We start from the raw sequence: 26,922 nt of genomic DNA, 5'->3' as shown, positions 1-26,922 counted from the left end.
AAAAGGAATAGGAAAAAGAAAAATCAAAAGCAAGATTTAGGAAGCACTGGACGAATTGTATCAGGAAAACTAAAGAGAAAAATGTCTAATCATATTAGCGATTCCATAATTTTATTTTTTCTTTGTAGTTTCACCTCAACTTTTTGCATAGATCGTCATCTTATTTGCAGCTTCTCCTCATCTATTTTTGCACAGATCGTCATCTTATTTGCGATTCTCTATATCTATTTGTTGCTTGAACTTCTCTATTTTTCTCTACAATCGTTCTACTGAAGCTTTACCAACTCTATTTTTCTATAAAAAAATGGTGCCTCTAAAAAGAGGACACCACTTTAAATTAAACTAATTGCGAAAATGCGTATTCAGCAGCTGCAATCGTTTTTTGAATATCTTCGTCTGTATGTGAAGTTGATAGGAATAGACCTTCAAATTGGGATGGTGGTAAGAAGACACCTTGTTCAGCCATTAGTTGATAGTATTTAGCAAACATTTCTAAATTAGAAGTTTTTGCTGCTTCGTAATTTTCAACTTTTTCATTTGTGAAGAAGAATCCAACCATTGAACCTGCACGATTAATACAATGTGGAATATTGTATTTTTCAGCTGCAGCTTTATAACCTGCTTCTAAAAGATCAGCTTTACGGTTAAATTCTACATAATCTTCTTTAGATAGCTGACTTAATGTTTCGAAACCAGCCGTCATCGCTAAAGGATTTCCTGAAAGAGTTCCAGCTTGATAAATTGGGCCACTTGGAGCAATTTGATTCATGATTTCAGCTTTACCACCATATGCACCTACTGGTAAACCTCCACCGATCACTTTTCCTAAGCAAGTGATATCAGGTGTTACACCAAAATGACCTTGAGCACAATTATAACCTACACGGAAGCCAGTCATTACTTCATCAAATATCAATAATGTACCGTATTGAGTTGTAATCTCTCTTAAGCCTTCTAAGAATCCTTCAACTGGTGGAACAACACCCATATTACCTGCAACTGGCTCAACAATAACCGCTGCTAGGTCATCTCCAAATTGTTCAAAAGCATATCTTATACTTTCTAAATCATTATAAGGAACAGTGATTGTATTAGATGCAACACCTTCAGGTACACCAGGGCTATCTGGTAATCCAAGTGTAGCTACACCAGAACCAGCTTTAATTAATAAGGAATCACCATGTCCGTGGTAGCATCCTTCAAATTTTAAAATTTTGTTTCGACCAGTAAATCCGCGAGCAAGACGTAATGCACTCATTGTCGCTTCTGTTCCTGAGTTAACCATTCGAACAACTTCTATCGAAGGTACTCTTTCGATCACAAGCTTAGCTAATTCTGTTTCTTTTAATGTTGGTGCCCCAAAGCTAGTTCCAGTTTCTGCTGTTCGTTTTAAACCTTCAACTACACGCTCATTTGAGTGACCTAAAATTAGAGGTCCCCATGATAGTACATAATCAATATACTCATTTCCGTCAATATCATATATTTTAGAACCTTTTCCATGGCTCATAAAAATTGGTGACATATTAACACTTTTAAAAGCACGTACAGGACTATTTACTCCACCAGGAAGTACTTGTTTTGCCTCTTCAAACGCTTTAATTGACTTGTTATATGATCTCATTTATTATTACTTCCCTTCTGATAACCATCTGCAAGCATCTTTAGCATGATAAGTCATAATCATATCTGCACCAGCACGTTTCATACTAATTAATTTTTCCATTACTACCTTTTCTTCTTCAATCCAGCCATTTAAAGCAGCAGCTTTAACCATTGCATATTCTCCACTAACATTATAAGCAACGATAGGTTGGTGATAGTTATTTCTGATATCACGAATGATATCTAAATACGAAAGAGCTGGTTTAATGATTAAGAAATCTGCACCTTCAACTGTATCTGATTCTGCTTCACGGAACGCTTCTAAACGATTTGCAGGGTCCATTTGGTATGCCTTACGATCACCTTGCCCTGGAGCACTTTGAGCTGCCTCACGGAATGGTCCATAAAATGCTGAAGCATATTTTACTGCATATGACATAATTGGAATATTATCAAATCCAGCTTCATCTAATGCATGACGAATTGTTGCTACAAATCCATCCATCATATTTGAAGGGGCAATAATATCTGCGCCAGCTTGTGCTTGGCTTACTGCTGTTTTTGCTAATAGTATTAACGATTCATCATTATTAACATACCCATCTTCTAAAACTCCACAATGTCCATGATCTGTATACTCACATAAACATGTATCTGCAATAACAATCATTTCAGGATATTGTTCTTTCGTTTGTGAAATCGCACGTTGAACGATTCCAGTTGCACAGTAAGCTTCTGAACCTACTGCGTCTTTTACATCAGGAATACCAAAGAATATGACAGATTTTATTCCTAATGATGCAATTTCATCCATTTCTTTTTTTAATTCATCTAACGAAAATTGAAATACACCGGGCATTGAACTAATAGGATTTTTTACCCCTTGTCCTTCAACAACAAAAAGTGGATAAATAAAATCTTCTTTATGTAAATGTGTCTCTCTAACCATAGAGCGTAATGCTTGTGTGCTTCTTAAACGGCGGTGACGATCAAACGGAATAGAATAAGTCATTTTTTTCTCCTTCTTTTTAAAGACGATCTGATCACTCAATATCATCTACTATTTTTTTAATTAAAGCCTCTGTTGTAAATTTACTAGGAACAATAATATTATTCAAACCTTTTTCTCTAGCTTTTTGTGCGGTTACTTCGCCGATACAAGCAATTTGAATGTTTTTTAAATCTTCCATACTAATTGCATTTCCAATCAAAAAACAAAACTGTTCTACACTAAATGGATTCAAAAATGTAATCACATCTAGCTTTTTATTTATTAATAAATTTAACAGTTCATTTTTAATACCTAGATTTGCAATGGTCTCATAAACAGTTAATAAATTAACTACATGACCATTTTCTCCTAGTATTTTGGGTACGTTATCACTCGCTAAAGAGCCACGTAAAAATAAAAATTTTGTTCCTTTTTCTACTATGTAACTTAACTCAGAAGCAAATGTTTTACCAGTAAATTGACTTGGAAGGAAAGCTACTTCAAATCCTTCTTCAATTAATCGATTCTTTGTTTTTTCCCCAACAGCACCAATTTTTTTTTGAAGAGTTTTTTGTTTAAGATCCTTTGTAATGTTTTGCACAAAGTAATTTACTGAATTAATACTTGTGAATAAAATCCATTCTGAATCAATAACTAATTTTTCCAATTCATTAATTGAAATATCACTTTTAACTATCTTTTGAAGTGGAAGATTAATAGGACATCCACCAAACTGATGAATTAATTGATTGAATTCATCAGCTTGTTGCTCTGCCCTTGTCACTAATATTTTCATTCCATTTAAGGAATTATTCATCCGCTGCCTCTTTTACAGTATCAATAATATCCTTTGCTCCACGTTCAATTAATAGATTTGCAGCTTTTTCACCAATTTCAGTTGGGTCAGTACCTTTTACAGTTTCTTTTAAGATAATTGTTCCATCTGGTTTAGCTACTAATGCAGTTAACGAGATTTCATTATTGTCATCGATCGTTGCAAATCCAGCAATAGGAACTTGGCAACCACCTTCCATTTTATGAAGAAATACACGTTCAGCTTCTACTGTTGTATATGTTAATTCATCATTCAGTCTATTTAATAATTCACGGATTTCTGTATCATTTTCACGACATTCGATAGCAAGTGAACCTTGGCCTACTGCTGGTACACAGATTGTTTCATCAATGTATTCAGTTATACTTTCTTCAGCCCAACCCATTCTTGTTAAACCAGCTGCTGCAAGAATAATCGCATCATATTCATGATCCTTTAGCTTTTGAATACGTGTATCAATATTTCCACGAATCCATTTGATTTGTAGATCAGGACGAACTGCTTTAATTTGAGCACTTCTCCTTAAACTACTTGTACCGACAATTGATCCTTCTTCAAGTTCCATTAATCCTTTTCCACTATTTGAAAGTAGTGCATCTCTTGGATCAACACGTTTTGGAGTACATCCAATCATCAAACCTTCAGGTAAAATAGCCGGCATATCCTTCATACTATGTACAGCTAAATCAATTTCACTCGTTAGCATTGCATGTTCAATTTCTTTAACGAATAAACCTTTTCCTCCAACCTTTGAAAGCGTTACATCAAGGATTACATCACCTTTTGTAACGATTTCCTTTAACTCAAATTCATAATCAGGTGCTACTTCTTTTAGTTTCTCTACAAACCATTTAGTTTGTGTTAATGCTAGTTTACTTCTTCTTGTACCAACTATTATTTTACGCATAGTTACATCTCCTTACGTACTCCATAAATGAAACTTTGAATATAGATTTGAAACAACATAATTTCCGAACAAAACTAAGAAGCAACAGATGTTAAATATGCAAAGAGATTTGCCATAGAAACGGTTGCTTACCTTTAAATACATAAATGTACTATACATGATTAAAACGAAAAATGAGCCTATTACTTTCATATCATACCAAACAAATGTGTGTAATCGAATACTTGCCCAAATAACACCTAAAATAAGGGAAGTTAGCATTAGTGGAACTCCAAATAAGTTAAATGTAATAAACATTTTTTCCAACTTACCTAAACTCCCCAATTTCTTTAAATGTGTAGACCATTTCTTCTTTTTTAGTAATACATATTGAAAAATGTACATAACTGAAAAAATAAAGGACAGGGTAAATGCACCGTATGCTAAGAAAGCAAGTCCAATATGGATATATAATAACTCCGATTTTAACTGATCGACTAATGTAGCTGTTTTACCCGCCTTCGGAATTAAAATTGATAATGAAAATACTAAAAATGAAACAACATTTGTAAAGAAAACTAAGTACTCTAGTTTTACTACCCAATTAATCACCATTGATAGTGATATTATGATCCATACATAAATATATAGCCCTTCCCTGGAAGTAATAAAGGAATATAAACTGTATTGGCTAATGGTGTAAATCATTAAAACAGAAGAAAACACCCAAACAATCGCTAGCAAATAAAATGCTACTCGACTTGCCATCCTATTTGTATCTATGAAATCTATAAAAGAAAAAACAATACTCCATGCAAACAATAAGATTAATAAGTGATAGATAAAACTACTTTCCAAAAGCGCCACTAGCTAAACCTCATAAAAAACCTAAGTTTTGTTTTAAAGAAATAGTCTCTTTTTCTTTGTTAGTTTGCATGTGTTTTTCATCTTTAGATTCTTGTAAAATTTCATCTAGACTAAATATTTCTTTAAAAAGGGCAATTTGTGCTTCTGAGTGTTTAGATGTACCCATTTCTTTTGCTTTCATTATTGGATCTCGTAAAAGTTGATTTACGATACTTTTTGTGTGCTTTTGAATAATTTTTAAATCTCTTTCAGATAAATGAGGCAGTTTTCTCTCTAGACTACTCATTGTATCTGCTTGAATATCTAGCGCCTTATCACGTAATGCAGAGATTACAGGAACAACACCTAGCATTGATAACCAAGATTGAAAATTATCAATTTCTTCAGTTATTGCCTTCTTAATTTTTACTGCCTCACGTTCACGTTCTGCTAAATTCTCTGCAACAATTCCTTGAAGATCATCAATATCATACAAGAATGCACTATCAATATGATGAATTGATGGTTCAATATCTCTTGGAACAGCGATATCAACTAAGAATAGAGGGTTACCTTTTCTTGATTTTTCAATTCGACGAATCATTTTTTCCGTAATCACGTATTCTTTTGATCCAGTTGAACTAATAACGATATCTGCTTCTTTTAAAGCATTTTCAAGTGATTCTAACCCTTTTCCGATTCCATTAAATTGGTCTGCAAGTCTAACAGCATTTTCGACAGTTCGGTTAATAACTGTAACTTTCCCTACACCTTGGGAATACAAGTTTTGTAAAGCTAAGTTACTCATTTTCCCTGCTCCAACAATCAGTACATTGCAGCCTTTTAAATTGCTAAAAATCTTTTTTGAAAGCTCTACAGCAGCATAACTTACAGATACAGCATTTTCACCGATTCCAGTTTCTGAGTGAACTTTTTTTGCAAATGTAATTGCTTGCTTAAATAATTGATTAAAAATCGTACCAATTACATTATTCTCTTGAGCAAGTAAATAACTATCTTTTACTTGTCCAAGAATCTGAGTCTCACCAATTACCATTGAATCTAAACCACTTGCTACAGTGAATAAATGGTTGATTGCATCATCTCCGGTTTTAATGATTAAATATGGTGATAATTCCTCGTCTTTTAAGTCAAAACGTTGTAATAAAAAGCGTTTCATATAATATTGACCAGTATGAATCTGATCGACAACTGCATAAATCTCCGTACGATTACAAGTAGAAACAATAATGTTTTCCAAAATGCTTTTTTCATTTTTTAATGAGTCCATTGCGTCCTGTAGTTCATTTGGAGCAAATGCTACCCTTTCTCGCACTTCAACTGGGGCAGTCTTATAATTAATCCCTATTGTTATGATGTGCATGCCCTAAAGCCCCCCTAAAAACTTTGTACAAACTATTATATCTATCTTTACTTATCAAAATATCATATCTATGTTCTACATCAATATGCTATCATAAATGTAATATTTTGTAGAATTTTTAATCCGATTTATACTATTAAATGTACACAAATTTTATTATACAATAATTTTAAAATAAAAGTGATTACAAATAATGTTAAACAGGAGTTGTTATGAAAAAAAATCGATTATTTATTGGAATCCTATTAATTGGCTTTGGCATTTATTATCTTCTTTCAAAATGGCAAGTCCCAGCTTTACACATATTTACATTTTGGACGACTCCGATCTTGATTACTGGTATTGCACTTCTCGTTCAAGCCTTTAAAGGAAGAGAAACCCACTATGTATTTCCGGGAATTGTCGTACTTGGATTTGGAATTCATTTTTATGCCATCGAACATTTTCAAAACTGGCCAAACCATTGGTCCGTTCTTACACTCATCATTTCAATCGGAATGTTACTACAATCTCGAAAAGGACAAGGTGAGCTATTACCTGGTTTACTATTATTTATTATGTCTTTATTTTTCCTTTTTAATGAAAAGCTTGCAACAATGCTTGGTTCGCTCCAATCACAAGTCTCTTATTTCCAGCAATATTGGCCGATATTGATTGCTGTGATTGGTTTATTTCTTCTATTTTCTAAAAAATAAACATACTTTTTTATACATAACGAGCAGTTTTAAAAGGAGGAATATCTTTGTTATACTTCCTTGCACTATGGAAAAAATTTGTATCTTTTAATTATGTTTCAATTTTAATTCTATCTATTCTAATTGTTTCTTTTGGCTCAATAACTATACATATTTTAGAACCAGAAACCTTTCCAACTTTATTTGATGGTTTGTGGTGGACAATGACTACTTTGACGACAGTAGGCTATGGAGATTTCTTTCCAAAAACTGTTGCAGGAAAATGCTTAGGAATGTTTTTATTTATTTTTGGAGTCGGTATTATAGGCTTACTCGTATCTAAAACTGTTGATTCCTTTTCTAAATATCATCGTTTAAAGTTGGAGGGAAGAATTGTGTATAAGGATCATGATCACTTTATTTATATTGGTTGGTCTAAAAAAACTAGAGATGCTATTGAGGAACTATTCGACTCTTCACCGAATGCAAAAATTGTATTAATAGAAAATCTAGAAACTTCACCTTACGAGCACTCTCAAGTTCATTTTATTCAAGGAGACCCTTCAATCGAAAACACCTTACTAAAGGCAAATATATTTGGGGCAAAACGGGTATGTATATTTGCAGATTCTACAATAGAAGACAGTGTTTTAAAAGATGGAAAAACTCTATTAATCGCTTCTGCAGTCGAATCACTATCATCTACGAAAAAAATGCCTATTCATACAATTGTCGAAATATCGAAGGAAAGCCATATCATTAATTTTAAGCACGTAAATGTAGATGATTTTGTATTATCGTATGAATCTGTTTCACGTCTAATCGCTAAGACAACATTACATCCTGGAACTTCAACCATATTTAGGCATTTTTTAAATACAAAGTTTGATGGAAGCAATATACATGTAATAGAGCCAAATACAGAATGGAAAACTTATGAAGATGCCTTTCTACAATTATTTGAAAAAGGAGCAACTTTGTTAGCGATAAATGAACAGTTAAATATTCCAAAGCTAAGAGAATGTAAATTGAATCCTACTGATCGTTTATATATTTATTGTGAAGAAAATTTACTAAAAAAGATAACTAATAAAGCTTTATAATAAGGACTATTTTAATATAAAAATACTAACAGGTTGCTCGAAACCTGAACACAAAAAATGCCGGTGGCCTTTTAGCCACCAGCATTTTTTATTTACACATACGATCAATTACTGACCATGCTTTTTCTTTACCCATACCAGTTTCAGATGAGAATAAAATTAATTCATCTCCTTCTTCAATCTGTAACTTTTCACGTACTACTTTTGCATGTTTATCCCATTTTCCTTTAGGGATTTTATCTGCTTTTGTTGCTACTATAATGACTGGGATTCCGTAATGCTTTAAGAAATTATACATCATTACATCATCTTCTGTTGGTGAATGACGTAGATCAACTAATAAAATAACAGCTCTTAATTGCTCACGAGTTGTAATATATGTTTCGATCATTTTACCCCATGCTTCTCGTTCCTTTTTGGAAACTTTAGCGTAACCATAACCTGGAACGTCAACGTAGAAAAGCTGTTCATTAATTAGGAAGAAATTCAATGTTTGAGTTTTTCCAGGTTTTGATGATGTTCGGGCTAATGCCTTACGATTTAACATTTTATTAATAAATGAAGATTTCCCAACATTTGAACGCCCTGCCAAAGCGATTTCAGGAAATTGTGTATCTGGATATTGATTTGGTCGGACTGCACTAATGACAATATCCGCTGTTGTTACTTTCATTTTTTCACTCCTACTATTGCATGCACAAGCACTTCATCTAAATGGGAAACAGGTATAACAGTTAAACCTTCTTTCACCATTGGTGGTACATCTTCTAAATCTTTTTCGTTTTCTTTTGGTATGATAACAGTCGTTAAACCTGCACGATGCGCACTAAGCATTTTTTCTTTTAATCCACCTATTGGTAATACGCGACCACGTAATGTGATTTCACCAGTCATTCCAACCTCTTTGCGGATTGGTTTATTTGTTAATGCCGAAATCAATGCTGTTGCCATCGTTATACCTGCTGAAGGGCCATCTTTTGGAACCGCACCTTCTGGAACATGAATATGAATATCATATTTCTCATGGAAATTTTGGTCAATATTCAGCTCTTCTGCTTTTGAACGAATATAACTAAACGCAGCCTGTGCTGACTCCTTCATTACATCCCCTAGCTTACCAGTTAAAGTTAGCTTACCCTTTCCAGGATATAGTGATACTTCAATAGAAAGTGTGTCTCCACCAAATGCAGTATACGCTAAACCTGTCGCTACACCAATTTGGTCTTCGCTTTCCATTTGACCATAAGAGAATGTTTTCTTACCTAAAAATTCTTCAATATTTTTATCGGTAAATATTATTTTTTGTCTTTCGTTTGAAACAATCAACTTAGCAGCTTTTCTACATAGTGTCGCTAGAACTCGCTCTAATGATCTTACTCCTGCTTCACGTGTATAATGACGAATAATTGCACTCAATGCACTTTCACGAATTTGTACAGTAGATTTATTTAAGCCATGCTCTGCTAATTTTTTAGGGAATAAATGCTTTTTAGCTATATTAACTTTCTCAAGTTCAGTATATCCAGATAAAGTAATAATCTCCATTCGATCACGTAATGGACCTGGAATTGTTGATAAATCATTTGCAGTTGCTACAAATAAAACTTGAGATAAATCAAATGGCTCTTCGATGTAATGATCACTAAATGTATGATTTTGTTCAGGGTCCAAGACTTCTAACATTGCTGATGCTGGATCTCCTCTAAAATCGCTAGACATTTTATCAATTTCATCAAGTAAGAATACAGGATTATTTGTTCCTGCTTTCTTCATACCTTGGATAATTCGACCTGGCATAGCTCCGATGTATGTTCTTCTATGTCCTCTTATCTCTGATTCATCTCTTACGCCACCTAGAGAAACGCGTACAAAGTTTCTAGACAAAGCGTTTGCGATTGATTTCGCTAAAGATGTTTTACCAACTCCAGGAGGACCAGCTAAACATAAAATTGGACCACGTAATGAATTCGTAAGTTGTTGAACAGCTAGATATTCTAATATTCTCTCTTTTACTTTTTCAAGACCTTCATGTTCATTATTCAGTATCTTTTCGGAACGATGTATATCCAGTGTGTCTTCTGTTTGCTTAGACCACGGTAGAGCTACCATCCATTCTAAATATGTACGAACTACACCTGCTTCTGCAGCATTAGGAGGTAGTTTTTCATATCTAGCTAACTCTTTTAGTACTACCTCCTTTGTTTCTTCAGGCATATTTGCCTCTTCGATTTTTGTTAAAAACTTATCAACTTCTTCAGTTTTACCTTCACGATCACCTAGTTCGCGTTGAATAACCTTTAATTGTTCTCTTAAGAAGTATTCTTTTTGAGTTTTATCAATATTTTTCTTAACCTGTAGGCCAATCTTTTCCTCAAGCTTTAGTAATTCTTTTTCATCTTGAAGGAAATTTAAGATAATATGTATTCGTTCAGTAACATCAATTGTTGCTAATATTTTTTGTTTTTCTTCTTCCCTTAATGGAATTGAATCGATCATTGCATCTGCAAGTTTACCTGGACGGTCTTGCTTAACAATTGAAGCAATTGTCTCTGGCAAAATTCGCTTTGATAATTTACTGTATTGTTTAAAATGCTGCAATAAAGTTCTCATTAAAGCACGTAGCTCTTTAGATTCGTCTTCTACATCTGGATATTCTTCTACCTTTGCAGTTAAGAAATCATTTTGATCAATAATTGATTTGATTTTTCCTCTGTGTAATCCTTCGACAGTAATACGAACAGTGCCATTTGGAAGTGTAATTTTTTGTGTTAATTTAGCTAAAGTTCCAAATTGGTACAATTCGTCTAACTTTGGATTTTCAGTATCTGCATCTATTTGAGTAACAACAAAAATTAAATGATCTAACTCATCAGCTTCTTGTATAGCTTTTATCGATTTCGTTCTTCCTACATCTAGATGTGCAATAGTGGCAGGAAATACACTAATTCCTCTTAAAGGTAGGAGGGGTACAACTTTTTCTTTTGTAACATTCATTACGTTACACCTCCATGTTTTTCATTCTATCTAGTTATTTTACCTTAACATATATATCATTTACAATGATATGCATTAAAAGAAATAAAGAAGCAACATAATCAATCAACAATTGCCTAGAACATAGCCTATATTATATGTTCAGAGTGTTGAAATATATTGTAGGGCAATATTGAAATATACAAACATTAAATGAATTTCTATAAAAAAAGAGTAATTTTTATTATTGTTTTATCTGTCTTCTTATTGATAAACAAGTGATTTTGGTTGATAGATATATGTTTTAGCTATTTTGCATAAATTAAATAATTTCTTTTTGACGATCAATCTTTTTAAAGATGTTTATTCGTCATCATAAGTTACAATTTGATTATTCAAGGATAATTCATGCGTTCAATTGACTATTCTATCGTTTTTAAGATTATTAATTTTTATAAAGAACTTGGTTGGAACGAAAGAGTGCTCGACTCCTATGGGATTAGCGGGAAGGCTGAGACCCCACAAGCGGCGCCGAGGAGGCTAAAGAATCTCGCCCCATGGAATGCGAGCACCATGTAGTGGAAATCATAGGACACAACTTACTTATCAATGATCAATCCAACAATTTTATTGACAAATTCTTTTTTCAAAAGCTTATAGAATGTATTTATACAAAATAAAAAGTGTTCGATCACTTCATTGAAAAATAGAATGCAAAAATAGTTTGTATTCTTTATTTATTCAAAATGAAATGATTCGAACACTTATTTTTATCTACATAGATTGCGATTGATTCTCCTCAAACAATGTTAATTGTTGGAAATCAGTTTTTGTTTGAGTTGGTACTTCAAATTTCCAATTATCTTTAAAGACTTCATGGAGAACTTTTTCAATGCGATCTACTGCTAATATTTCTACATCTTTATATTGATGTAATGTAGCTTGATCATTCTCTTTCGGTACAATAATTTTAGTCGCTCCTGCTTTAACAGCTGCCTTTACTTTTTCAGGAACACCGCCAACCGGTTTTACATCACCTTGAATGCTCATTTCGCCAGTCAAAGCGATTGTATTTAATACTGGAACATTATTAACTGCTGAAAAAATACCTACTACCATAGCAATCCCTGCAGATGGGCCGTCAATTAATGCGCCACTTGGAAAATTAATGTGAATCGTAAAGTCATCGATTGGTACACCAATTTTTCGTAAGATTGTCGTAACATTTTCTAAAGAGCCTTTTGCCATACTTTTTCTACGAATAGATTTAGCTTGATTACCTAAGCTTTCTTCTTCAACAATTCCAGTAATTGTTATTGAACCTTTACCGATTTCTTTTGCCTTCATTGCAATTACTTCAATCGGTAGCAACGCACCAATATTTGCACCATAAACAGCTAAACCATTTACTAATCCTACAGTTGGCGCTTCTGGAATTTTGTTAACAAGTCTTGGTGATAAACGACTTACAGAAACAACCCACCCAATATCATCTTCTATTAATTCTTTTCGACCAGAAGTTAAAACCATTCCGCCAGCTAACTGAATTAAGTTAATCGCTTCACGACCATTTTTTGCATATGTACCTACTAATTCTAATGCTTTTTCTGAAAGGCTTAATTCAATTTTTTCAGCAGATCGTTTAGCTACTGCTTGAATTTCATCCTGTTCTAATTCTCTAAAAAATATTTCTAAACAACGTGAACGAATTGCTGGTGGGATATCTTCTGGTGATCTTGTTGTTGCACCAACTAACCTGAAATCCGCTGGTAAACCGTGTTTGAAAATTTCATGAATATGTGCGGGTATAGAAGGATTTTCTTCTTGGTAGTATGCACTCTCAAATTTTACTTTTCGGTCTTCAAGTACCTTAAGCATTTTATTCATTTGAATTGGATGAAGCTCGCCAATTTCATCAATGAATAAAATCCCTCCATGCGCGTCGGTTACTGCACCTTTTTTAGGTTGAGGAACTCCTGCTTGCCCCATCGCACCTGCACCTTGATAGATTGGATCGTGAACAGAACCAATCAAAGGATCCGCAATTCCTCTTTCATCAAATCGAGCAGTTGTAGCGTCTAATTCTATAAATACTGCATCTTGTTTAAAAGGAGTATTCGGGCTCTTTTTCGCCTCTTCTAATACAAGTCTAGCTGCAGCCGTTTTTCCGATACCAGGTGGCCCATAAATGATTACATGTTGAGGATTAGCACTACAAAGTGAAGCTTTTAACGCTTTTATTCCATCCTCTTGGCCAACTATATCATCAAAAGTGGTTGGTCTAACTCTCTCTGCTAACGGAACAGTTAAAGAGATTGACTTTAATTTACGCAACTGCTCCATTTCTTTTTTAGATTCTCTGTCAATCGAGACTTTAGTTGTTCGTTGACCCTTTAATAAATGAATAAAATACAATGCAACGATTGTACCTAATGCTAATTGAGCTAATAATATAATAGTTGTTAAACTCATTATTTACCCCTCCACTGAAGTAGAAATTAATTTTAGTATCGCCCTCTAAATGAAAGGATAAACCAATTTTTAAAAATTAAAGGCAAGGTTTTCCGAGTAAAGTTCTTATGCATTTAAGAAAGATTAAAAAAACTCACTTAAAAAAAGTCAAAATAAAAAACCAAATGCAAATGCATTTGGTTTTTTTACTTAAGCTAATTTATTTTCTTTTTTCTTTAACTCTAATTCTGTTCCATCTTCTAATACAAGCTTAGGAGCTGCACCAGTTTTAACAGTTTCTGCTGAGATAATACATTTTTGAATATCCTCACGTGAAGGTAATTCAAACATAATATCTAACATAATCCCTTCAATGATCGAACGTAGTCCACGAGCTCCAGTTTTACGCTCAATTGCTTTTTTAGCAATTTCAGTTAATGCGTTATCCTCAAACTCAAGATTAACTTGGTCAAGCTCTAGTAATTTTTGATATTGCTTAATTAAAGCATTTTTTGGTTTAGTTAAAATTTCAACTAACGATGCTTCATCAAGTTGCTCTAAATTAGCTAAAACTGGTAAACGACCAATGAACTCCGGAATTAAACCAAAGCGTAATAGGTCTTCTGGTAATACGTGGTTTAAAATTTCTTTTGAGCTTAAATCGCTCTTTTCAGAATCACCACTGAAACCAATTACCTTTTTACCTAAACGGCGTTTGATAATTTGTTCGATGCCATCAAATGCTCCACCACAAATAAATAAAATATTTGTCGTATCAATTTGAATGAATTCTTGATGTGGATGCTTACGACCACCTTGAGGAGGTACGCTAGCAACAGTTCCTTCAAGAATTTTTAAAAGTGCTTGCTGAACACCTTCACCTGACACATCACGTGTAATTGAAGGGTTTTCAGACTTACGTGCAACTTTATCAATTTCATCGATATAAATAATACCTTTTTCAGCACGTTCTACATCATAATCAGCTGCTTGGATTAATTTTAAAAGAATGTTTTCAACATCTTCCCCTACATATCCAGCTTCTGTTAATGAAGTTGCATCTGCAATCGCAAATGGTACATTTAAAATTCGTGCTAAAGTTTGAGCCAATAATGTTTTACCACTACCAGTTGGCCCAATCATTGCAATATTACTTTTTGATAACTCAACCTCATCAATTTTGCTATTTGAATTAATACGTTTGTAGTGATTATATACTGCAACAGATAAGGCTTTTTTCGCATTATCTTGACCGATAACGTATTCATCAAGAATTTCGCAAATTTCTTTCGGTTTCGGAACGTCTTTAAACTCTACTTCCTCTTCTTTTGCTAGCTCTTCTTGAACAATTTCAGTACAAAGCTCAATACACTCGTCACAAATATATACACCAGGTCCTGCAACTAATTTTCTAACCTGAGACTGTGACTTTCCACAGAACGAACATTTTAGCTGTCCTTTTTCTTCGTTAAATTTGAACATATGTTCACTCCCTCTAAAAATTTCTAAAAACACGCAATATGTATGTAATCCCAAAAATATGTATCTTGTAGCTATATGATAGCATACAAAATAAACAAAGCAATTAATTACTACTCTAAAATTGTTTAAATTTTTAGAATATATATATTCTAATCTAAAGCTAATAATCCTTCTTTTAAAGAATTATTTTTAGTATAGCCACAATATTTTTTTAAAATCTGTATAACAGATTCTAACATATGTATATGTGTATTTTAAAGGAAACAGTTCTCTTTACCAAATATTTCATTATTTAAAAACAAGGCACGAAAAATCTCGCACCTTGTTTAAGTCAATATATGATTATTTAACGCTTATTTTTTTCTGCTATCTACTAATAACTCAACAGCTTTACGGATTTGAATATCATCACGTACAGCGTCAGTTCCACCTAGCATAGTTACTAATTGCTCAGAAGGAATGTTGTACATTGCAGTTAAACGAGCTAATTCTTCGTTCATTTCTTCTTCAGTTGCATCGATTTTTTCAGCTTCGATGATCGCATCGATTGTTAAGTCGATTCTTACACGAGCTTCAGCATCTTGACGCATTTGAGTACGAAGATCTTCTTCTTTAGTACCAGTGAATTGGTAGTAAAGCTCTAAGTTTAATCCTTGTTGTGCAATACGTTGTTCAAAGTCTTTAACCATACGGTCAACTTGGCTTTCGAACATTACGTCTGGGATTTCGATTTCAGCATTTTCAGCTGCTTTTTGAACTAAAGCATCACGTAAGCTACCTTCAGCTTGAGATTTTTTAGACTCAACTAAGTCATTTTTGATTTTAGCTTTAAGATCTTCTAAAGTTTCTACTTCGTCATTTACGTCTTTAGCAAACTCGTCGTTTAACTCAGGAAGTTCTTTCGCTTTAATTTCATGAACAGTTACTTTGAAAGTAGCAGCTTTTCCTGCTAATTCAGCACTGTGGTATTCTTCTGGGAATGTTACATTAACATCAGTTTCCACACCAGATTTAGTGCCGATTAAAGCTTCTTCAAATCCAGGAATGAAAGAACCTGAACCGATTTCTAGTGGATAGTTTTCACCTTTTCCACCTTCGAAAGCTACGCCATCAACGAAACCTTCGAAATCAAGTACAGCTGTATTTCCGTTTTCAACAGTACCATCTTCTTTAACTACTAACTCAGCTTGACGCTCTTGTAATGTAGTTAATTCAGCTTGTACGTCTTCGTCAGTTACAGTTGCATCCATTTCTTCAACTTCTAAGCCTTTGTATTCGCCTAATGTTACTTCAGGTTTTACAGTAACTTTTGCTTTGAAGATTAAAGTTTTACCTTTTTCCATTTGCTCAACGTCAACTTCTGGACGGTCAACTGGCTCAATACCAACCTCTTCAACAGCTTTGCTGTAAGCTTCTGGTAAAATTACATCTAAAGCATCATTGTAAAGTGCTTCAATACCAAATTTTTGTTCGAAAATTGGGCGAGGTAATTTACCTTTACGGAATCCCGGTACATTGATAGTTTTTACAACTTTTTTGAAAGCTGCATCTAAACCTTTATCTACTTCAGAAGCTTCAACTTCTACAGTTAATAGACCAACGTTAGCTTCTAATTTTTCCCATTTAGCAGTCATTGTTAGTTCCCTCCAAAATTATCTAAAAAAATATATGTGTTTACGTATTTTCGTACTATACATGCCTGTCCGTTTTTAATAAAGAAAATGCATGTATAATTAAGTAAATAGTCGTTACAACCATTCTATTATAACACATTCCTTTTTTGTTTCAATCTTTCCTATTTTTATAAGGAGAAAATATTAGGATTTTTTAATTTAAGAAGTAAATTATTTTTATTTCTAGATCGCTTTTTTCCTTGGCTGTGACTTGAGCCTTCTAGTCAAGTTTGCTCATATGAATTCTAGGCCTTCTTACATCGCCCGTAGGAAGGAGTTCCCCCTACCAACCAAACTTACTTTAAATGTACTTGTTTTTTTCGTTTTTTAACTAAAAAAAACATAGAAGACCGAATGGATCATCTATGTTTTTTCCAACTATGTTATTTAATGGTAAAGTATCCTTCATCTTCAAAGCGTTTTACTAAAGCAATTGCACTTTTTACTGGAAAATATTCTACATTAAACAAGTCTTTTAGTTCCTCTTCATCTATATAGCGATCAAAAAATTGTTGGACGATGCAATAGAAACAAGCTGCCCATGTAGTTATATCCGCTGGTATTGGGATAAACGGGAAGTAAATTGTTATAAAGTGCTGGAAGTGTGTTTTTGCGATTTCGAAAGCAGAAGGGTCTTCACTTTCTAATACGTCACTTAATTTTTTTAATATAGCATCTACAAATGTTTTATGTTCATCGACTGAAACCGATGTATTCCAAATCATTCTTTGGTTTACTTTGTTAAGTTCAAAATCTTTATCGATTGATTGTTCTTGTAAAATAAACAAAATAAAACTTTGAATTAGCGGATTTGCTTTAGGGCTTTTTAATATTTCGCTAATTTGGTCGATAACAAGATTACAATCCAATCCCCTTAATTCACTAATTAATTCGAGCTGTTTATCAATCGGCTCAGTATTTTCAACTATCATATGTAAATTAAGAACTTCACCCTTAATGCCTTCACGATCTGAAATTACTTTCTTTGATAATGATAGCATCGCCTGAAACTTATCCATTTGATTTTCATCAATCCGTTTTTGAGTGAGTAGTCTTTTTATATTTTTTTGTAATTCTTCATATTCCTTTAATTGGAATAAAATGCTTATGTATACTTCAATTGCTTCATCACTTTCAAATGGCCCGAAAACTAAATCCTCACATCTTTCCTTAGCTTCCATAGCCCGATTCCCTTCTAAAAGACACGCGACTGCAGCAAGCTCTGTTTGTGAATTATGCTCATTCATTTCTTTTAATTGATTACATAACATTAAAGCTTTACTAAAATTTTTTTCTTCTAATGCTTTTTTACCTAAATTTATGATCCGATCCTTCAGTTTAGGAAAAAAGACAATATTGTCTTCCATGTTACTCTCCCCTAACATTTGTTATTTCCTGCACAAACTAGTTATGAAAAAGTGTATCATGAATTAAAATTATTTAAAATATTAAAGATACGAGTATGGATGAATCAGTTTTTAAGTTATCATTTATTCCAACTACTGCATTTAGCTATTTTTTAGTACCCTAATGGTTTATTGCCAAATCTTTTCCATAGTTTTGGAAACTTAGCTTTTAATTCCTCTTTCGACTTCCAATCGATTGTTAATTGTTGTTCAGGATAATGGTAGCCTTTGCTTTCAATTAGTGAATTGAACTCATTCCACAATTGATCATCCCAATCATCATCACCTTTACGCTTGACTGTATATGCTTGTAAAGCTAGATCTAACATATCTTCTAATTCTGGCGTAAGTCCCTCTTCTTCATAAATAGGAAAGATGTATTCAGCTAAATAATCTGGGTCATGTAACGTTTTCTTGTAAACTTGTTCTCCTTGACCGATTAACCACGCTCTAAAATGTGCAAATGAATCCTCAGAACAGCCATCCATGATGATCCATGCAGCTCCTAAAAGATTTACGGTATACACTTTTGAAAAAAAAGTTTCAAATTGAATTTCAAAACTAGCTATCTCTTCCTCTGATTGTTTAGCTAAATGATTTATTACCCATTCATATGGTTCTTCAACAATATGCATTTTGGATATTAAACTCCAAAATTCTTTTTCGTTCATTTATACCACTCCACTCTTTTATTTATACTAGAATAACATATCTAGTATAAACTCTATGATGATCTAAGATTTCTATTTATTGATCAGAATCCATACTAACTTATATAGTAAACGGAATTCATCATTTTATTTCTAAGGTTGTTAAATTAAAAGTAGTTAAAACACAAAAAAACACTTACCCCAAATTCCTTGTATCTGTTGTCCCATATGGAAGAATCTCGTATATTTTTGCAGCAAGTGCCTGGGGAGATTCCCTTGCCCCTCTTTTAATCCAATCGGTAACAATATTAAAGATACCGCCTGCTAAAAACAGGATTTGCATTCTGCTTATGTCATGATTGCGCGTAATATCCGCTTGAAAGACCTTTTCCATTGCATAATTCAAATAATCAAGCAGCATACTTGATATATTTGCATCAATTAAGTTTTCTGACGGCTTATATGCAGACACAAAACCCTCTATGATATATTCAATAATTAGCTGCATACTATCATACGGATCCAAACTATCAACCTCTTTCAAGAATTGTTGAACAATTTCATCCACAGATGCTTGCACAACGTCGTAAACGTTGCGGTAGTATTTATAGAATGTGACTCTGGCAACTCCAGCCTTTTTGCAAATAGCTGTTACGGTTATATCTTGTAGTTTATGTTCATGCAACAGTGCGCTTAATGCCTCCATAATGTATCTCTGAGAGTGTACACTATCTTCTCTTGAATTCCTCAAAGCTAACACGTCCCTTCATTCTGTTCGTTTTAAGTGTAAATCATCACATAGTGCTTGAAAGATGAAAATTCACTGCTATACTTACACGTGTAAGCACAATTGTTAGTGTAATGATAATGTCATTTTATAAAAGGACATCGTGGCTGTCAATGTGTACCATTTTCTTTGTTTCCTACTGGCGATTTGCCGCCATTCTGCAAGCTATTAAAAGGGAGGGATATTCAGATACAAGTTATAATATACATTTTTAATTTTTTTATATGAATAATATATGATTTGGTGTTTATGCGTTTCTAGATTACAACGTAAGAACAAGACAAATTATCAATAAGAATAGGGTGAGATTCAATTGGCAAAATATCTGTATAAGTTAGGACATTGGGCAGTAAATCATAGGAAAAAGGTTGTATTCAGCGCACTCGCAATTCTTATTACATTAGTGCTTTTTGCAGTCAACATGGGTTCCTCCTTCATGGGTGAGCTGAGGATTCCGAATACACCGGCAGATAAAGCAGGAAAAGTAATTGAAAAAGAGTTTAAAGCGATGCAACCAGCAGGTGCCCAAGTAAAAGTGGTGTTTAAAGCACCCAAAAACGAAACCTTGGAGTCAGCGGAAGTACAACAGAAAATTGCAAAAGTTCTAGATGAGATTAAAAAAGATTCAGCTGTTGATTCTGTGGCAGCACCGATGCAGTTGCAAAACCTCAGTAAAGATAGGAAAATCGGATATGCAGTTGTTACGTACAAAGTCAAAGCGGAAAAGGTCACAAAAGCTTCTAAGGATAAGATTTTAAATAGTATTGAAACAACAAGGGATACCGGCATTCAAACGGAATTATCAGGAGGCGATATCCAATTTTCTGACTCCGAGACTTCAGGTATGACTGAAATTGTCGGAGTACTTGTTGCCTTCGTAGTCCTGGCATTTACTTTTGTGTCTTTCCTAGCAGCTGGACTGCCGATTCTCACTGCGATAATCGGATTAGCGATTGGAATGCTAGGAATCATGATCGGAACAAATTATGTGGAAATCCAATCTGTTTCCTTATCTTTAGCAGCCATGCTGGGACTCGCAGTGGGCATTGACTATGCGCTCTTCATTATCAATCGCTTTAGACAACAGCTTGCACAAGGAGATTCTGTTCCAGAATCTGTTGCTATCGCAACGGGAACAGCAGGAGGTGCAGTAATCTTTGCAGGATTAACAGTTATTATTGGTCTTTTAGGACTGTCTGTTACAAAGATTCCATTCCTGACAACGATGGGCGTATCCGCGGCCTTTACTGTGCTCGTAGCTGTGTTGGTTTCCGTCGTTATATTACCAGCCATATTGGGACTTGTCGGCGATAAGATTGCCCCATCTAAACAAAATCGATTCTTACAAAAGATGGGTGGGGCAGGTAAGAAACACGTTGGTTCAAATAAATGGGGGGAATTTGTCACAAAGCGTCCTCTTATTGTTACAATTTTCGCAATCGGAATACTTGCAGTAATTACGATTCCATTTTTCCATATGAACCTTGGACTACCTTCGGATGGAACAACAAAATCCACAGCAACGACAGAAAGAAGAGCATATGATTTATTGACGGAAGCATATGGAGAAGGATTTCATGCCTCTTTAGTGGTAGTGGCAAAATCAGAGCAAGCAACAGCTGAAACTCAAAATGCTTTGAACACCATTTCAAAAGAATTGGGTACACTATCTGATGTAAAAAGTGTGACACCAGCTATCCCTGGGCCTTCTGGAAAGATTTATATGATTTCCGTCACACCAAAAACAGGACCAGACGATACAAAGACGAAGGATTTGGTAAAAGCAATCCGGGACAAATCGAACCAGACAGAGAAAGAAAATGGAATTGAACTAATGGTAACGGGCTCAGCAGCGATGAATATTGATATTTCACAAAAGCTGAGTGATGCCTTGCCGGTTTTCGCTGCCCTCATTGTGGGACTTGCATATATACTCTTAGTTCTAGTGTTTAGGTCTCTGCTCATTCCATTAAAAGCAGTTTTAGGGTTTCTACTTTCTCTTGGTGCTACGTTGGGAGCCGTGGTATTTTTCGTGCAGGATGGGCATTTCCAAAATATATTTGGTTTCCCGGCTGCCGGTCCGATCTTAGCCTTCTTGCCTGTCATTCTCATCGGGATCCTTTTCGGACTCGCAATGGACTATGAGGTGTTCCTAGTGAGCAAAATGCGGGAAGTATATACGCATACTAGTGACCCAAAGAGAGCTATTTTAGAAGGAATGCGGGAGAGCGGGAGAGTCGTAGTCGCAGCAGGATTAATTATGATGTCTGTATTTATTGGATTCATGTTGGCACCTGATACTATCATTAAATCCATAGGCATGTCTCTTACGTTCGGTGTTTTCTTTGACGCATTCATTGTGAGAATGACAATCGTACCTGCGGTTATGACTCTTATGGGTAAGTCAGCCTGGTACTTGCCAAAATGGCTAGATAAAATTTTGCCTAACATTGATGTTGAAGGAGAAAGCATTATACAACGCATGGACAACAAAAGTGAAAAGATATATAAACAGAACCCGCTTCCTATAAAATAGGAGCGGTTTTTTTAAGAGAAGGTATAAGTCCTCCTTCATCTATTCGAGTACATCTATGGAACCCAGGTAAGAAAAAATGCAATTAGTATAGTTTGTGAAGAACTCCGTACACTATTTTCTCTCTCTTTGCCTTGTTTGTTAAAAGTCTAGTTACTACAAATTTAATGGTTGTAACTATTGCCAAAGTAAGAAGCATTGTTAAAACAAACTCATACAGCATTAACTTCACCTCTACTCAATTGTTAGTTCAATCGTGATCGGTTTCCGCTGATCTCCATTTGGCGAGTAATCGTTGTGAGTGCCTGTTTGATAGTCATTCGGTCTAAATCGACCGTTGTACGTGGGGTAAGATTTTCCGAGAACAAACCGCTTAAATCATCTGAAATCGATAAAATACTTTTCTTTTTCGTCATAACAAAAATAACCTCCTAGCTTACGCCTTATTTCGAGTCGTTTTCGGTTTTGACCGATGCACTGACCGTTTCATTTGGCGTCCTAGAAGGTTGATATATAGCGATTCATTTGGTATGTAGACAAAAAAAAACACTTATTTTACATTTCGTAAAACAAGCGTCTTTTGGACGTCCTGAGAGGGATTCGAACCCCCGACCGACGGCTTAGAAGGCCGTTGCTCTATCCTGCTGAGCTACCAGGACATATGGAGCGGGTGATGGGAATCGAACCCACGACCGAAGCTTGGAAGGCTTCTATTTTACCATTAAACTACACCCGCATATGTTTTATTTTTTTATTTCTTTGCGACATCACCCTGTCGACAATATTTATTATAGTCACTATGCAAATTAAAGTCAACACTATTTTAAAACTTTTTTTCCAAAATAAAGGAAAAAATTTAAAAGTTGTTTAATTACCTTAGTTTATTAGGGTTTTTCGGCTTTTAGTACTCAGAAATTTTTTGTTTTCAGGTAAGGTTAGTAGCATCAAAAGCTACTAACCTCCTTTTATTCATTATAATTCAAATGAAGTAGTTATAAGCTCCGTTCCATCTGTATTATAAAAAGTAACATTAGCTTTCTTACCAATTGTTTCAAGAATAGCATAAGTCTTTTCTTTTCGCATTCTCGGTAATAATATGCTGCCAGGGTTAATAAAAAGTACACCATCAATTACCTCGGCTCCTAATACATGTGAGTGACCGAAACAAGCAATTGTTGCCCCAACCTCTTTACAACGATAATACAGCTTTTGTAATGACTGTTTTATTCCATGTAAATGACCATGTGTTGCATAGATTGTATATTCATTCCCACGGTGAATAAATTCTTCAGGGAATTCTCCTCTGAAATCACAATTTCCTCTTACAACATTATAATCCTTTAATTCCTTAGCATTTTCTTCTAATTCAGAATCTCCACAGTGTATCATTAAATCTACACTGTCACGATATCGGTCGGCGATTTCTTGCAATGGTTTCGTCAATCCATGGCTATCACTTACAATTAGTACTTTCATTAATTTGAACCTCTAAATAAAAAGTCTTTATCTTCTTTATTTATAACATTCATTAATGATTTAATTGCATTTGCACGATGACTTAAGCCACCTTTTTCATCTGTTGTTAATTCAGCCATCGTTTTATCTAATTCTGGCAAAAAGAATATTGGATCGTAGCCAAATCCGTTTGTTCCTCTTTTTTCATTGGCAATATATCCTTCAACTGTACCATAAACAGTGATTGTTTTTTTACTAGGAACTGCTAGAGCTAAAGCACAATAAAATCGTGCAGTTCTTTTGCCAGGAAAAACGCCTTCTAGTTCACTTAATACTTTTTGCAAATTATCTTCGTCACTTTTATGTAATCCAGCATATCGAGCAGAATAAACGCCTGGTCTACCTTCAAGTGCATCCACTATTAATCCAGAGTCATCTGCAATTACAGGCGTATCTAGCTCTCTCGCTAAATACTCAGCTTTTAAAATCGCATTTTCTTCAAATGTAGTTCCTGTTTCTTCAACTTCTTGAATTTCAGGAAAGTCTTTTAAAGATTTAATTTGAAATCCCATCGGGTTAAAAAGCGCTTCAAAATCCTTGACTTTGCCTTGATTATTAGTCGCAATAATGATTGTTTCCATCCTTAAAGTCTCTCCTCGAAATGATTATTGAAATTTAATACCTTCTTGTAATAACACTTCTTTTTGTTTTTCAATTAGAGATTTAATTCCTAATTCACCTAAAGATAATAACTCATTTAATTCTTCTCTTGAAAATGTTGCTTCTTCACCAGTCCCTTGAAGTTCAACAAACTGCCCTTTTCCAGTCATAATAATATTCATATCAACACTTGCAGCAGAATCTTCTACATAATATAAATCTAGTACTGGTCCAAGCTCATCTAAAATACCAACTGAAGTTGCTGCTAAATAATCTTTTACAGGATACGATTTTAATTTATCCATTTTAATTAATTTATCAAAAGCAAGCATCATTGCAACAAATGCACCAGTAATTGAAGTAGTTCTTGTTCCACCATCTGCTTGAATTACATCACAGTCGATCCAAATTGTCTTTTCACCAAGAGCTTCTAAATCAACTACTGCTCTTAACGCTCTTCCTATTAATCGTTGAATTTCCATTGTTCGACCAGTTACTTTTCCTTTAGATGATTCACGTATTGTACGCTCTTGAGTAGCCCTTGGTAACATAGAATATTCTGCTGAAATCCAACCTTTTCCACTATTTCTCAAAAATGGTGGAACACGGTCCTCAACTGTTGCATTACAAATTACCTTCGTATCACCAATACTTATAAGTACAGAACCTTCTGCATGTTTTGTATAGTGAGTAATTATCTCAATAGGTCTAAGTTCATTATTTAATCTTCCATCTGTTCTTGTCATGTTTGTTCCTCCTACAAAATCTTCCAAATACTAGTATAGACAAAAATGTGATTTCATTTCTACTTATTAACTATAATTTAAAGATAAAATTAAAAACCTTGTACAAAAATCATCACAATTTTTGTACAAGGTTGATATTTAAAACATTTTTTTAAAAGACAATTATTATCTTTTTCTAACCACTAGCTTACAATTTTTTCGTATTTACATCCTTAGGCCTAGAAACAGGTTGGCTTAAAGGCTTGCCTTGTTGGTCTAGCGCAGTTAATTTACCATTGATTTGAATTTCAATAGACTTAACTCCTTTTTGCTCTGTTAAAGAAAGAACAAGCGGCTGTAATACATCGTTATTGATCATATTTTTTGCAATGTTTCCATAGATTCCATCGTTAAAATTAAGTACTAACTTACCGCCTTTGAAAACAGGTTGACTAACAAGTTTCGTATCAGTTCCAAAATCGGAAACTAAATTTGAATATTCAGAAGGACCTTTTACAAGTTCATTTACGATTGCTGAATATGAATCTGTTTCAGCATTTGAAATCCTAGCCGTTACAGGTACATAATAAGTGTCTCCCATTTCCCCTTGAGAAACATAATATAGCGTAACTGGTCTTGAGTTCATAATATCTACAATGTCACCTTTATCAAAGTTAATTCCATCATCTCTTGTTAACCCATCACCAATCAGAGCCTTATTTACTGGCATCGATGCAAGTTCTTTTCCGTTTACTCTAATTTTCACCTTTGTCACATTATCAAATTGAGTTAAAGTCCAAGTAACAGCTTGAAACACTTTTAATTCATCTTCAGCACGGTATTGCTTAAATTCTGGTGAAAAATCAGCAATAATTGTACCATCCTTTTGAGTTTGAACACCTAAAACTTCTGTATTCGGAGGTAAAACTGCTTGGAAACCATTCGGTAATTCATCTGTAACAGGACCATCTTTTACTAAGTACTCTAACGCTTGTTTAGCCAAGCTAGTAGACTTAGGTAATTGGAATGTTTGCGGTACAACATACCCGTTACGGTCAATTAAATATAATTCCCTTTTTACCGTTTCCTCCTTCTTTGCTACTTCTTTTGAAGGTTGATCACTTTTATAAACTACAGTTTTAGGTGGATCAATGTCAGTTGAAGATTTCGTTGGAAGTAAACTACATCCACTCATTGTTGCGATTCCACATACCGCTGCTGCTGTTACTAACAATCTTTTTTTCATCACCATACTCCCCCCACGCTTTTTTATTATTTATACGAGCCTGTACATTTTTTAGAACAAGCTAAATAGAAAAAAATAAATAATTTAAATCTAGCTCTAAATTCACTGGAAATATTCACCTAAAAGACCTATCGTTCATATGATAAAAAGACTAAATGAATACCCATCCGAAGAACAGCTCGGTCAAGCAAGGAGGGTTAGCACAGTTGAAGGATAGAGACTATCAAACAAAGCACACACTCACAAAGCGTGAAAAAGAAGTATTCGAGCTTCTTGTTCAAGATAAGACTACAAGAGAAATTGCTGAAGAACTTTTTATAAGTGAAAAAACTGTGAGAAATCATATTTCAAATGCAATGCAGAAGCTTGGGGTTAAGGGGCGATCACAAGCAGTTATAGAGCTTCTTCGTATGGGAGAGCTTGAACTGTAGTTATTTTGTAGAAACACTTCTACAAACCAACATACTGCCGGCATTCTAATCGACATGCCGGTTTTGGTATTTACATTGAAACTTAAGTTTTTCATTTCTCTATTTTCTAGCTTGTAATGAATCTGA

At 34.2% G+C, this 26,922-nt stretch carries 23 protein-coding genes and 2 tRNA genes; 4 read left to right on the top strand and 21 right to left on the bottom strand.

Annotated elements, in window-relative coordinates; genetic code table 11:
- Positions 1 to 337: 337 nt before the first annotated feature.
- The 6 genes from hemL to hemA are packed head-to-tail and all read right to left on the bottom strand — an operon-like array spanning position 338 to position 6,547.
- Positions 338 to 1,624 carry a glutamate-1-semialdehyde 2,1-aminomutase gene (hemL, locus tag ACFVR2_RS00445; protein WP_387357899.1) on the bottom strand — a complete coding sequence of 429 codons (1,287 nt, stop codon included), beginning with the start codon at positions 1,622 to 1,624 and terminating at the stop codon, positions 338 to 340.
- Between the two features lie 6 nt (positions 1,625 to 1,630).
- Entirely contained in the window at positions 1,631 to 2,617 is a 987-nt protein-coding gene (hemB, locus tag ACFVR2_RS00440; RefSeq protein WP_387357897.1) for a porphobilinogen synthase, read from the bottom strand.
- Positions 2,618 to 2,648: 31 nt separating this feature from the next.
- Positions 2,649 to 3,413 (bottom strand): uroporphyrinogen-III synthase, encoded by a 765-nt coding sequence (locus ACFVR2_RS00435; protein ID WP_387357895.1) that lies wholly within the window; start codon positions 3,411 to 3,413, stop codon positions 2,649 to 2,651.
- Complete coding sequence (hemC, locus tag ACFVR2_RS00430; RefSeq protein ID WP_387357893.1) at positions 3,406 to 4,338, bottom strand: hydroxymethylbilane synthase; 933 nt, start codon at positions 4,336 to 4,338, stop codon at positions 3,406 to 3,408. Before hemC ends, ACFVR2_RS00435 begins: the two co-directional genes overlap by 8 nt.
- Positions 4,339 to 4,350: 12 nt before the next feature.
- Positions 4,351 to 5,184, bottom strand: coding sequence for a cytochrome c biogenesis protein CcsA (gene ccsA / locus ACFVR2_RS00425; protein WP_088014403.1), 834 nt, complete (start codon positions 5,182 to 5,184; stop codon positions 4,351 to 4,353).
- 10 nt (positions 5,185 to 5,194) lie between these two features.
- Positions 5,195 to 6,547, bottom strand: a complete 1,353-nt coding sequence (gene hemA / locus ACFVR2_RS00420; protein WP_387357890.1) for a glutamyl-tRNA reductase — start codon at positions 6,545 to 6,547, stop codon at positions 5,195 to 5,197.
- 212 nt (positions 6,548 to 6,759) lie between these two features.
- Between hemA and ACFVR2_RS00415 the strand changes: the two genes are divergently transcribed.
- Together ACFVR2_RS00415 and ACFVR2_RS00410 are read left to right on the top strand one after the other, a co-directional pair.
- Entirely contained in the window at positions 6,760 to 7,242 is a 483-nt protein-coding gene (locus ACFVR2_RS00415) for a LiaF transmembrane domain-containing protein (protein ID WP_387357888.1), read from the top strand.
- A 47-nt stretch (positions 7,243 to 7,289) separates the two neighbouring features.
- The gene (locus tag ACFVR2_RS00410; protein WP_387357886.1) at positions 7,290 to 8,324 is read left to right on the top strand and encodes an ion channel; all 1,035 of its coding nucleotides are present in this window, start codon (positions 7,290 to 7,292) and stop codon (positions 8,322 to 8,324) included.
- Between the two features lie 88 nt (positions 8,325 to 8,412).
- Here the strand turns inward: ACFVR2_RS00410 and yihA are convergent, their stop codons facing one another.
- The 8 genes from yihA to ACFVR2_RS00370 all read right to left on the bottom strand — a co-directional run bounded on the left by yihA (position 8,413) and on the right by ACFVR2_RS00370 (position 19,665).
- On the bottom strand, positions 8,413 to 8,997 hold the full coding sequence (gene yihA / locus ACFVR2_RS00405; protein WP_387357884.1) for a ribosome biogenesis GTP-binding protein YihA/YsxC: 585 nt from the start codon (positions 8,995 to 8,997) through the stop codon (positions 8,413 to 8,415).
- A complete protein-coding gene (gene lon, locus ACFVR2_RS00400) occupies positions 8,994 to 11,318 on the bottom strand; it encodes an endopeptidase La (protein ID WP_387357882.1) in 2,325 nt (774 codons plus the stop codon). The genes yihA and lon overlap by 4 nt, the downstream gene beginning before the upstream one ends.
- A gap of 753 nt (positions 11,319 to 12,071) precedes the next feature.
- Complete coding sequence (gene lonB, locus ACFVR2_RS00395) at positions 12,072 to 13,769, bottom strand: ATP-dependent protease LonB (RefSeq protein WP_387357880.1); 1,698 nt, start codon at positions 13,767 to 13,769, stop codon at positions 12,072 to 12,074.
- A 189-nt stretch (positions 13,770 to 13,958) separates the two neighbouring features.
- Positions 13,959 to 15,230 carry an ATP-dependent protease ATP-binding subunit ClpX gene (gene clpX, locus ACFVR2_RS00390; protein ID WP_387357878.1) on the bottom strand — a complete coding sequence of 424 codons (1,272 nt, stop codon included), beginning with the start codon at positions 15,228 to 15,230 and terminating at the stop codon, positions 13,959 to 13,961.
- Positions 15,231 to 15,583: 353 nt separating this feature from the next.
- Positions 15,584 to 16,864, bottom strand: coding sequence for a trigger factor (gene tig / locus ACFVR2_RS00385; RefSeq protein ID WP_387357876.1), 1,281 nt, complete (start codon positions 16,862 to 16,864; stop codon positions 15,584 to 15,586).
- A 422-nt stretch (positions 16,865 to 17,286) separates the two neighbouring features.
- On the bottom strand, positions 17,287 to 18,270 hold the full coding sequence (locus ACFVR2_RS00380) for a hypothetical protein (RefSeq protein WP_387357874.1): 984 nt from the start codon (positions 18,268 to 18,270) through the stop codon (positions 17,287 to 17,289).
- A gap of 152 nt (positions 18,271 to 18,422) precedes the next feature.
- Positions 18,423 to 18,980 carry a DUF4240 domain-containing protein gene (locus ACFVR2_RS00375; RefSeq protein WP_387357872.1) on the bottom strand — a complete coding sequence of 186 codons (558 nt, stop codon included), beginning with the start codon at positions 18,978 to 18,980 and terminating at the stop codon, positions 18,423 to 18,425.
- A 175-nt stretch (positions 18,981 to 19,155) separates the two neighbouring features.
- Entirely contained in the window at positions 19,156 to 19,665 is a 510-nt protein-coding gene (locus ACFVR2_RS00370; RefSeq protein WP_387357870.1) for a TetR/AcrR family transcriptional regulator, read from the bottom strand.
- 394 nt (positions 19,666 to 20,059) lie between these two features.
- Between ACFVR2_RS00370 and ACFVR2_RS00365 the strand changes: the two genes are divergently transcribed.
- Positions 20,060 to 22,282 (top strand): MMPL family transporter, encoded by a 2,223-nt coding sequence (locus tag ACFVR2_RS00365; RefSeq protein ID WP_387357868.1) that lies wholly within the window; start codon positions 20,060 to 20,062, stop codon positions 22,280 to 22,282.
- 242 nt (positions 22,283 to 22,524) lie between these two features.
- On the opposite strand, the gene ACFVR2_RS00360 is transcribed toward ACFVR2_RS00365, so the two are convergent.
- The 7 genes from ACFVR2_RS00360 to ACFVR2_RS00330 all read right to left on the bottom strand — a co-directional run bounded on the left by ACFVR2_RS00360 (position 22,525) and on the right by ACFVR2_RS00330 (position 26,371).
- Positions 22,525 to 22,695, bottom strand: a complete 171-nt coding sequence (locus ACFVR2_RS00360) for a hypothetical protein (RefSeq protein ID WP_387357866.1) — start codon at positions 22,693 to 22,695, stop codon at positions 22,525 to 22,527.
- 169 nt (positions 22,696 to 22,864) lie between these two features.
- Positions 22,865 to 22,938: transfer RNA gene (locus ACFVR2_RS00355), tRNA-Arg, on the bottom strand.
- 3 nt (positions 22,939 to 22,941) lie between these two features.
- Positions 22,942 to 23,015, bottom strand: a tRNA-Gly gene (locus tag ACFVR2_RS00350).
- A gap of 236 nt (positions 23,016 to 23,251) precedes the next feature.
- On the bottom strand, positions 23,252 to 23,755 hold the full coding sequence (locus ACFVR2_RS00345) for a metallophosphoesterase family protein (RefSeq protein WP_387357864.1): 504 nt from the start codon (positions 23,753 to 23,755) through the stop codon (positions 23,252 to 23,254).
- Positions 23,755 to 24,375, bottom strand: a complete 621-nt coding sequence (locus ACFVR2_RS00340; RefSeq protein ID WP_387357862.1) for an XTP/dITP diphosphatase — start codon at positions 24,373 to 24,375, stop codon at positions 23,755 to 23,757. The genes ACFVR2_RS00345 and ACFVR2_RS00340 overlap by 1 nt, the downstream gene beginning before the upstream one ends.
- Positions 24,376 to 24,399: 24 nt before the next feature.
- Positions 24,400 to 25,140, bottom strand: a complete 741-nt coding sequence (gene rph / locus ACFVR2_RS00335) for a ribonuclease PH (protein ID WP_056472467.1) — start codon at positions 25,138 to 25,140, stop codon at positions 24,400 to 24,402.
- Between the two features lie 187 nt (positions 25,141 to 25,327).
- Positions 25,328 to 26,371 carry a GerMN domain-containing protein gene (locus tag ACFVR2_RS00330; RefSeq protein ID WP_387357859.1) on the bottom strand — a complete coding sequence of 348 codons (1,044 nt, stop codon included), beginning with the start codon at positions 26,369 to 26,371 and terminating at the stop codon, positions 25,328 to 25,330.
- 200 nt (positions 26,372 to 26,571) lie between these two features.
- Here ACFVR2_RS00330 and ACFVR2_RS00325 point away from each other — a divergent pair, with 200 nt between their 5' ends.
- Positions 26,572 to 26,796 (top strand): helix-turn-helix domain-containing protein, encoded by a 225-nt coding sequence (locus tag ACFVR2_RS00325; RefSeq protein ID WP_056472461.1) that lies wholly within the window; start codon positions 26,572 to 26,574, stop codon positions 26,794 to 26,796.
- Positions 26,797 to 26,922 lie beyond the last annotated feature (126 nt).

The sequence above is a fragment of the Gottfriedia sp. NPDC057991 genome (assembly GCF_042886615.1).
Classification (GTDB): domain Bacteria; phylum Bacillota; class Bacilli; order Bacillales; family Bacillaceae_G; genus Gottfriedia.
Note: the sequence above shows the minus strand (reverse complement) of the source record. Positions and strands in the feature narration are given on the sequence as shown.

What these genes read in the sequence shown, in the direction of transcription:
- tig (WP_387357876.1), bottom strand. Translation starts at nt 16,864, where the DNA reads ATGACTGCTAAATGGGAAAAATTAGAAGCTAACGTTGGTCTATTAACT.
- hemL (WP_387357899.1), bottom strand. Translation starts at nt 1,624, where the DNA reads ATGAGATCATATAACAAGTCAATTAAAGCGTTTGAAGAGGCAAAACAA.
- lonB (WP_387357880.1), bottom strand. Translation starts at nt 13,769, where the DNA reads ATGAGTTTAACAACTATTATATTATTAGCTCAATTAGCATTAGGTACA.
- lon (WP_387357882.1), bottom strand. Translation starts at nt 11,318, where the DNA reads ATGAATGTTACAAAAGAAAAAGTTGTACCCCTCCTACCTTTAAGAGGA.
- ACFVR2_RS00340 (WP_387357862.1), bottom strand. Translation starts at nt 24,375, where the DNA reads ATGGAAACAATCATTATTGCGACTAATAATCAAGGCAAAGTCAAGGAT.
- ACFVR2_RS00415 (WP_387357888.1), top strand. Translation starts at nt 6,760, where the DNA reads ATGAAAAAAAATCGATTATTTATTGGAATCCTATTAATTGGCTTTGGC.
- ACFVR2_RS00370 (WP_387357870.1), bottom strand. Translation starts at nt 19,665, where the DNA reads ATGGAGGCATTAAGCGCACTGTTGCATGAACATAAACTACAAGATATA.
- yihA (WP_387357884.1), bottom strand. Translation starts at nt 8,997, where the DNA reads ATGAAAGTAACAACAGCGGATATTGTCATTAGTGCAGTCCGACCAAAT.
- ACFVR2_RS00435 (WP_387357895.1), bottom strand. Translation starts at nt 3,413, where the DNA reads ATGAATAATTCCTTAAATGGAATGAAAATATTAGTGACAAGGGCAGAG.
- hemB (WP_387357897.1), bottom strand. Translation starts at nt 2,617, where the DNA reads ATGACTTATTCTATTCCGTTTGATCGTCACCGCCGTTTAAGAAGCACA.
- ACFVR2_RS00360 (WP_387357866.1), bottom strand. Translation starts at nt 22,695, where the DNA reads ATGACGAAAAAGAAAAGTATTTTATCGATTTCAGATGATTTAAGCGGT.
- ACFVR2_RS00375 (WP_387357872.1), bottom strand. Translation starts at nt 18,980, where the DNA reads ATGAACGAAAAAGAATTTTGGAGTTTAATATCCAAAATGCATATTGTT.
- ACFVR2_RS00330 (WP_387357859.1), bottom strand. Translation starts at nt 26,371, where the DNA reads ATGGTGATGAAAAAAAGATTGTTAGTAACAGCAGCAGCGGTATGTGGA.
- clpX (WP_387357878.1), bottom strand. Translation starts at nt 15,230, where the DNA reads ATGTTCAAATTTAACGAAGAAAAAGGACAGCTAAAATGTTCGTTCTGT.
- rph (WP_056472467.1), bottom strand. Translation starts at nt 25,140, where the DNA reads ATGACAAGAACAGATGGAAGATTAAATAATGAACTTAGACCTATTGAG.
- ACFVR2_RS00345 (WP_387357864.1), bottom strand. Translation starts at nt 23,755, where the DNA reads ATGAAAGTACTAATTGTAAGTGATAGCCATGGATTGACGAAACCATTG.
- hemC (WP_387357893.1), bottom strand. Translation starts at nt 4,338, where the DNA reads ATGCGTAAAATAATAGTTGGTACAAGAAGAAGTAAACTAGCATTAACA.
- hemA (WP_387357890.1), bottom strand. Translation starts at nt 6,547, where the DNA reads ATGCACATCATAACAATAGGGATTAATTATAAGACTGCCCCAGTTGAA.
- ACFVR2_RS00380 (WP_387357874.1), bottom strand. Translation starts at nt 18,270, where the DNA reads ATGGAAGACAATATTGTCTTTTTTCCTAAACTGAAGGATCGGATCATA.